Genomic DNA, 8,808 nt, shown 5'->3' on the forward strand with positions numbered 1-8,808 from the left:
GGACGGCGCCCCTGCCGGACCTGGTGCCCCCGGCGCAGCGGGCGGTCCGGGCCGCCGTCAACGCCACCGGCCGGCCCGTGCCCGAGCACACCCTGCACGACCCGTTCTTCGCGCTCGCCCGCGAGGCACCGGACCGGCCCGCGCTGCTGTGGGCCGACGGCTCGCTGACCCGGGCGGAACTCGCCGACCGTGCCCTGCGGCTCGCCGGACTGCTCCGCACGCGGGGGGTGACCACGGGCGACACCGTGCTGGTCTCCCTGCCCAAGGGCCCGGGACAGATCGTCGCCGTCCTCGGCGTCCTCGCGGCCGGCGCCACCTACGTACCCGCCGGCGTCGACCAGCCCGAACACCGCCGGCTGCGCATCACCCGGTCCTGCGGCGCGCACCTGACGGTGACCGCAGACACCCTGGAGGAGGCCCGCTCGGCGGCGCCGCTGCCCGCGCCCGTGCCGGTACCGCCCGACCACCTCGCGTACGTCCTCTACACCTCGGGCTCCACCGGCGAACCCAAGGGCGTCGAGGTGCCGCACCGCAGCGCCGTGAACACCGTGACCGCGCTCAACGAGCGGTTCGGCCTCGGCCCCGGCGACCGCACCCTGGCCGTCTCGGCCCTCGACTTCGACCTGTCGGTGTACGACGTCTTCGGCCCCCTCGCCGCGGGCGGCGCCGTGGTGTGCGTGCGCCAGGCCGAGCGGCGTGACGCACGGGCCTGGCTCGACCTGGTCCGCGCCCTGCACGTGACCGTCGTCAACTGCGTCCCCACCCTGCTGGAGATGCTGCTGGAGGCCGCCGAGGGAGCCGGCGCCACCGCCGGGATCCGGGTGGTCCTCACCGGCGGAGACCGGGTCGACCCCGCCCTCGCCGCCCGGGCCCGCCGCGTCTTCCCCGGGGTGCGCTTCGCCGGGCTCGGCGGCACCACCGAGACGGCCATCCACTCCACCGTGCAGGAGGTCACCGAGGCGCCCGCGCACTGGACGTGCGTGCCGTACGGCGTCCCGCTGCCGGGCCAGCGCTGCCGGGTCGTCGACCCGCGCGGCCGGGACTGCCCCGACCTGGTGCCCGGCGAACTGTGGATCGGGGGCGCCTCGGTGGCCCGCGGCTACCGCGGCGACCCGGAACGCACCGCCGACCGGTTCGTGGTCCACGACGGCCTGCGCTGGTACCGCACCGGTGACCTGGCCCGCTGCCTCCCGGACGGCACCCTGGAATTCCTGGGGCGCGCCGACTTCCAGCTGAAGGTGCGCGGCCACCGGATCGAGCCCGGCGAGATCGAGGCCGCGCTGCGGGACCACCCGGCGGTGGCCGCCGCGGCCGTCGTCGGCGTGGGCGAGCCCGTGACCCGGCTGGCCGCGGCGGTCGTCGTACGAGAACCGGCGACAGGGGACGCCGGGCAGGGCGGCCCGCCGCGGCACCCGCTCGCCGGCCCGCTGCGCGACCACCTCGCCCACCGGCTGCCGCCCGCCATGGTCCCGGACACGGTCACCGTGCTCGACGCCCTCCCGCTCAACGCCAACGGCAAGATCGACCGAGCCGCGCTGCGCGACCTCCTCGCCCGGGACGAGCGCCCCGCCGCCGCGCACGAACCCCCGCGGGGCGTCGTCGAGGGCCAGGTGGCCGAGGTGTGGAGCGAACTCCTCGGCGTGACACGCGTCGGCCGCGACGACGACTTCTTCGCACTGGGCGGCGACAGCCTGCTCGCCACCCGGCTGCTGACCCGGCTGCGCGCGATGGGCCTGCACGGCGCCGACCTGGGCCGCCTGTTCACCGCACCGGTGCTGCGCGACTTCGCCGCCGGCCTGCGCCTGGGCCGCCCGACGAGCCTGCCGCCGGTCGTGGCCGACCCCGCGAACCGGTACGAGCCGTTCCCCGCGACCGACATCCAGCGCGCCTACTGGCTCGGCCGCGGCGCGGACTTCACGCTCGGCGGCGTCGGATCGTACTGGTACTGGGAGTTCGACGGCCGGGACGTCGACCTCAAACGCCTGGAGGACGCCTGGAACCGGCTCGTCGAGCGGCACGAGATGATGCGGGCCGTCTTCGACGAGGACGGCAACCAGCACATCCTCGAACAGGTACCGCCCGTCGCCTTCGACGTCACCGACGCGCCGCCCGGACAGGTCGACGAGGCGCTGCGCGCCCAGCGCGCCGCACTGGACCACCGGGTGTTCGACGTGACGCGGTGGCCGCTGTTCCACATCGGCGCCACCCGCTACGACGGCGACCGCACCCGCATCGCGTTCGGCTTCGACTACATCGTGCTGGACGCGCTGAGCATCATGACGATCTTCTGGGAGCTGTCCCGGCTGTACCAGGACCCGGCCTGTCCGCTGCCCTCCCTGGACGTCTCCTTCCGCGACTACGTCCTGCAGGCGTCCCCCGGCCCCGAGGAGGTCGCCGCCGACCAGGCGTACTGGAGGGGGCGGCTGCCCGAACTGCCGCCCGCCCCGGCGCTGCCGCTGGCCGTCGCCCCCGAGCAGGCCGGTCCGCCCCGGTTCACCCGGCGCGAGTTCTTCCTGCCGCCGGACGTCCGGCAGGCGCTGATCGGCGCCGCCCGCGGCGCCGGGCTGACCCCGTCGGCCGTGCTCGCCGCCGCCTTCGCCGACGTGCTGTCCGCCTGGAGCGCGCAGCCCGAGGTCACCGTGAACCTCACCCTGTTCGACCGGCGCGAGGTGCACCCCGACATCAACAACATCGTCGGTGACTTCACCTCCCTGCTGCTGGTCGGCCACCGGCCCCAGGACGGCGGCGGCTGGGCCGACGCGACGCGCCGTTTCCAGCAGCAGGTGTGGGAGGGGCTCCAGCACAGTTCGGTGTCGGCGCTGTGGGTCCTGCGCGAACTGGCCCGGCGCACCGGCACCGCGGAGCCGGCCATGCCGGTCGTCTTCACCAGCACCCTCGGCGTGTCCGACCGGCTCGCCGACCTGACCATGCCGTTCGGGCGGCAGGTGTACGGCCTCTCCCAGACCCCGCAGGTGTGGCTGGACTGCCAGGTCGTGGAGCGTGACGGCGGGATCGCGGTCAACTGGGACGCCGTCGAGGAACTGTTCCCCGCCGGGCTCCTGGACACCATGCTCGGCGCCTACGAGCGGCACCTGACCACCCTCGCCCGGGCGGACTGGCAACGGCCCGTCCCCGTGGAACTCCCCGCGGACCAGGCCCGTGTCCGCGCCGAGGTGAACGCCACGGGCGCCCCGCTCAGCGGACGGCTGCTGCACGAACCGTTCTTCGCGCAGGCCGCCGCCGCGCCCGGGCGCCCCGCACTGCTGTGGCGCGACGGACGCCTGGACCACGGCGAACTCGCCGCGCAGGCCCTGCGGGTCGCCGGGGCCCTGACGGCGGCGGGCGTGCGGCCCGGGGACTCCGTCGCGATCGTGCTGCCCAAGGGCCCCGACCAGGTCATCGCCGTCCTGGGCACACTTGCCGCCGGCGCCTGCTACGTACCGGTCGGCGTCGACCAGCCCCCCACCCGCCGCTCCCGGATCCTGCACCGGGCCAACACGGTGGCCGTCCTCACCGACCCGACCCTCACCGAGACCACCGGCCCCGGCCTGGGCACAACCCCGGACACCGGCTCCGACCCGGGCGCGACTCCGGCCACCAGTCCTGCCAAGGGCGCGACCCTGTCCGTCGGCCCCGGCCCGGGCGCAACCCCGGACACCGGCTCCGCCCCGGGCGCACCCTTGTCCGCCGGCTCCGGCCTGGGCGCGACTCCGGCCGCCGCCGCCTCCGCCCCGGGCGCGACTCCGTCCGCCGGCCCCGACACGGGCACCCCTTTGTCCGCCGGCCCCGGCCCGGGCGCGACCCCGGCCGACAGTCCTGCCAAGGGCGCGACTCTGTCCGTCGGCCCCGACACGGGCACGTCTTTGTCCGCCGGTCCCGGCCTGGGCGCGGCCCCGGACGCCGGTTCCCACCCGGGCGCGGCCCCGGACATCCGCCCTGGCCCGGGCGTGTCCCTGTCCGCCGGCTCCGACACGGCCCTCACCAAGACCACCGGCCCCGGCCCGGGCACAACCCCGGACACCGGCCCCGGCCCGGGCGTGCCCTTGTCCGCCGGCCCCGGCCCGGACGCAGCCCCGGATGTCGCCCCCGGCGCGGCGCCGGACGTCCCGGGTGCGGTGTTCCGTCCCGGGGCCGGGGCCGGCTGGCCGGACGGTGTTGTCGTACTGGACGTCCGGGACGCCCGGGCGTACGCCGACCCGCCGGCCGCGCCGGTCGCCGTTCCGGACACCGCCCTCGCCTACACGATCTTCACCTCCGGTTCCACCGGCGAGCCCAAGGGCGTCGAGACCACCCACCGCGCCGCCCTCAACACCGTCGAGGACATCGGCGAACGCTTCCGCCTCGGGCCCGACGACCGCGTCCTCGCCCTGTCCGCCCTCGACTTCGACCTCTCCGTCCACGACATCTTCGGCCTGCTCGCGGCCGGCGGCGCCCTGGTCCTGGTCGAGGAACGCGACCGGCGCGAGCCGCACCGCTGGCTCGACCTGGTACGCACCCACCGGGTCTCCGTGTGGAACACGGTGCCGGCGCTGCTCGACATGCTCCTCACCGCGGCCGAGGGCCAGGACGGCGACGCCCCGCTGGAGCCGCTGCGCCTGGCGCTGGTCTCCGGCGACTGGGTCGGCCTCGACCTGCCGGGCCGGCTGGCCGACCGCGCCCCCGACTGCCGGCTGGTGGCGCTCGGCGGCGCGACCGAGGCCGCGATCTGGTCCAACGCCTACCCGGTGACCGGACTGCCCCCCGGCTGGCCGTCCGTCCCGTACGGGTACCCGCTGCGCAACCAGCGCTTCCGCGTGGTCGATCCGGCGGGCCGCGACCGCCCGGACTGGGTGCCCGGCGAACTGTGGATCGGCGGCGAGGGCGTCGCCCGCGGCTACCGCGGCGACCCCGAGCGCACCGCACGGCAGTTCGTCACCCACGACGGCCTGCGCTGGTACCGCACCGGTGACCTGGGCCGGTACCGGCCCGGCGGCGTCCTGGAGTTCCTCGGCCGGGCCGACCAGCAGGTCAAGATCCGCGGGCACCGCATCGAACTCGGTGAGATCGAGGCGGCGTTGCGCGACGTGCCCGGCGTCGGCCGCGCCGTCGCCTGCGTGGTGGGGGAGCGGCCCCGGCACCGCATCGTGGCGTTCGCCGTCCCGGACGGCGACCCGCCCCAGCCCGCCGCCCTGCGCGCCGCCCTCACCGAACGGCTGCCCGGCTACATGCTCCCGGAACGCGTCCGGATCCTGGACCGGCTGCCGCTGACCGGCAACGGCAAGGTCGACCGTGCCGCTCTCGCCGCCCTCCTCGACGAGGAGGCGGCCCCGGCCGACGAGGCCCCCCGCGGCGAGCGGGAGACCGCCGTCGCCGCGCTCTTCGCCCAACTCCTGGGCGCCGAACGGGTCGGCCGCACCGAGAGCTTCTTCGCGCTCGGCGGGGACAGCCTCACCGCAACCCGGGCCACCGAACAGCTGTGGCGCGCCTGCGGAGTCCGCCTCACCCTGCGCGAGTTCTTCTCGGCACCGACCGTCGCGGCGCTCTCCCGGCTCATCGAGCAGCGGCGCGCCGAGAGCGCCCAGATCCCCATGGAAGAAGGAGTGCTATGAACCTGGCCGGGCTCTTGGCCGAACTGCAGGCCAGCGGGGTCGAGTTGTGGGAGGAGTCGGGCGCGCTGCGCTTCCGGGCCCCGCGCGGCGCCCTCACCGCGGAACGGCGCGCCCTGCTGAAGGCCCACAAGGACGAGGTGCTCGACCTGCTGCGGGCCGGCGACGAACGCCTCACCGTGACCGCCCGTCCCGCCGAACGACACGCGCCCTTCCCGCTCACCGACGTCCAGACCGCCTACCTCCTGGGCCGCCGTGACGTCTTCGACTACGGCTCGGTCGCCTGCCACGCCTACGGCGAGCTGCGCTTTTCCGACCTCGACCCGGACCGGCTGGAAGCCGCCTGGCAGGCCCTGATCGACCGGCACGACATGCTGCGCGCGATCGTCGAGGACGAGGGCGCCCAGCGGGTCCTGCCCGGCACCCCGCCCTACCGCGTCGCCGTCAGCGACTTGCGCCGGGCGGACGAGGACGCCACGCGCGCGGCGCTGGCCGCGGTGCGCGAGGAGATGGAGCACCAGGTCCTGCCCCCCGGCACGTGGCCGCTGTTCGACCTGCGGATCAGCCTGCTGTCCGACCACGCCCTGCTGCACCTGTCGATCGACTTCCTCATCGCCGACTACGTCTCCCTGCACCTCCTCCTCGACGAACTGCGCACCCTCTACGCCGACCCGGACGCCGTCCTGCCCGAGCTGCCCGTCACCTTCCGGGACTACCTGCTCGGCGAACGCCGGCTGCGCCAGGGCCCGCGCCGCGAACGCGACCGCGCCTACTGGCTGGACCGGGTGGACGACCTGCCCCCGGCCCCGCCGCTGCCCCTGCGGGAGGGACACGCGCGGGGCGGCCCGGCCCGGTTCGCCCGCCACCGAACCGCCCTGCCGCCCGAGCGCTGGCGGGCGCTGCGCCGCCGGGCCGTCGCCCGCGGCCTGACCCCCTCGGGCGCCGTACTGGCCGCCTACGCCGAGGTGATGGGCCGCTGGAGCGGACGCGAGCGCTTCACCCTCGACCTCACCCTGCTGAACCGGCTGCCCCTGCATCCCCAGGTCGGCGCCCTGGTCGGTGACTTCACCTCGGTGGAACTGCTCGCCGTCGACCGCCGCCGGGGCACCACGTTCACGGAACGCGCCACCGCCGTCCTGGAGCAGCTCTTCGAGGACCTGGACCACCGGCTGTTCACCGGCGTCGAGGTGCTGCGCGAACTCGCCCGCCGGCGGGGGCAACAGGCCGCCCTGATGCCGGTCGTCTTCACCAGCGCCATCGGCCTGCGCGACCAGGAGTCCCCCGACGGCCCGCCGCCGGCCGCGGACACCGGCGGCCGGGTACCCGACGGGGAACTCGTGCACGGCATCAGCCAGACCCCGCAGGTGTGGATCGACTGCCAGGCCATGGAGGCGGGCGGGTCCCTCCAGATCAACTGGGACGTCCGTGAAGGCGTCCTGGAGGACACGGTCGTCGCCGACATGTTCACCGCGTTCCGGGACCTGCTCGACCGCCTGGCCGACGGCGACGAGCCATGGGAGTCGTCCGCCTCGCTGCGCCTCCCCGCCGCACAGCTGGAACGCCGCGAGCGGGCCAACGCCACCGACGCGCCCCTGCCCGAGGCGCTGCTGCACGAGGGCGCGCTCGCCGCCGCGCTGCGCACCCCCGGCGCCCCCGCCGTGATCAGCGGCTCGCACCGGCTGACCCACGGCGAACTGGCCGCCCGCGCCGCCGCCGTGACCCGCGCGCTCACCGAGGCGGGCTGCGCACCGGGCGATCCCGTGGCGGTCGTCGTGGACAAGGGCTGGGAACAGCTCGCCGCCGTCCTCGGCGCGCTGGCCGCGGGCGCGGTCTACGTCCCCGTGGACACCCACCAGCCGGCCGCGCGCCGGGAGAGCATGCTGCGCGACGCCCGGGTCCGGCTCGCCCTGGTCCGCTCCGGCACCCGGGACCTGCCCGACGGCGTCACCGCCATCGCCGTGGACACGCTCCCGCCCGAGCCCGCCCCGACCCGGCTGCCCGCACGGCTGCGCGCACCCGACGACCTCGCCTACGTCATCTACACCTCCGGATCCACCGGCACCCCGAAGGGTGTGATGATCACGCACCGGAGCGCGGTCAACACCATCGAGGACATCAACCGCCGCTTCGCCGTCGGCCCCGAGGACCGCGTCCTGGCCCTCGCCGGTCTCGGTTTCGACCTGTCCGTCTACGACGTCTTCGGTGTCCTCGCCGCCGGCGGCTGCCTGGTCCTGCCCGACCCCGCCCGCCGCGCCGACCCGTCGCACTGGACTGCCCTGCTGGCCGAGCACGACGTCACCCTGTGGAACTCCGTGCCCGCCCAGCTCCACATGGTCGACGAATACCTCGCCACCAGCCCCGTCGCGCTGCCCCGCCTGCGCCTGGCCCTGCTGTCCGGCGACTGGATACCGGTGCGGCTGCCCGACAGCATCCGCGCCAAGGTGCCCGGGCTGCGCGTCGTCTCCCTCGGCGGCGCGACCGAGGCGTCCATCTGGTCCATCCACCACCCCGTCGACGGCCCCGTCCCGCCCGGCCGGCCGTCCATCCCTTACGGCCGGCCGCTGGCCAACCAGCGCTTCCACGTCCTGGACGCCGGCTTCGAACCCTGCCCTGACCTGGTCGCCGGTGACCTCTACATCGCCGGGGCCGGGCTCGCCGCGGGCTACCTGCACGACGAGGAGAAGACCGCCGAGCGCTTCGTCCGGCACCCGCGCACCGGCGAACGCCTCTACCGGACCGGTGACCTGGGCCGTTACCTGCCCTCCGGCGAGATCGAGTTCCTGGGACGCGACGACCGGCAGGTCAAGATCCGCGGCCACCGCATCGAGGCCGCCGAGGTCGAGGCGGCCCTCCAGACCCATCCCGCGGTGAGTGCCGCCGCCGTCGTCGTCGACGGCGAACCTCCGCTGGAACGCCGCCTCGTGGGCTTCGCCCAGACCGCCCGTACGGCGTCCGGCCCCGCCGCGCAGGCCGACGGCGCCCTCGCCGCGGCCGTCGCGGAGGAGGGCGAGGAGATCCGCTCCGGCGTGGACGCCGACGCGGTGGTCGCGTTCGCCCGGCACCTGGACGAGGCCGCCCTGCTCGCCATGATGGACGTCCTGCAGAGCAGCGGGCTCTTCCCGGACGAGACCACCCGCCACCCCCTGCCCGAGATCCTCGCCGCCGCCAAGGTCGCCCCCAAGCACCACCGCCTGGTCCGCCGCTGGCTCGCCGCCCTGGTCCG

Annotated in this window: 2 protein-coding genes; both read left to right on the forward strand. The window is 75.8% G+C overall.

Translation table 11 applies throughout. The annotated features are described in order from the left end of the window. Positions 1-23: 23 nt before the first annotated feature. Entirely contained in the window at positions 24-5,588 is a 5,565-nt protein-coding gene (locus IE312_RS21620; protein ID WP_229900256.1) for a non-ribosomal peptide synthetase, read from the forward strand. Then, the coding region (locus IE312_RS41185) for a non-ribosomal peptide synthetase (RefSeq protein ID WP_229900257.1) at positions 5,585-8,808 on the forward strand (3,224 nt) is incomplete at its 3' end. The genes IE312_RS21620 and IE312_RS41185, both read left to right, overlap by 4 nt.

Origin of the sequence: Streptomyces capoamus (genome assembly GCF_014654935.1) — a bacterium.
Taxonomy (GTDB): domain Bacteria; phylum Actinomycetota; class Actinomycetes; order Streptomycetales; family Streptomycetaceae; genus Streptomyces; species Streptomyces capoamus.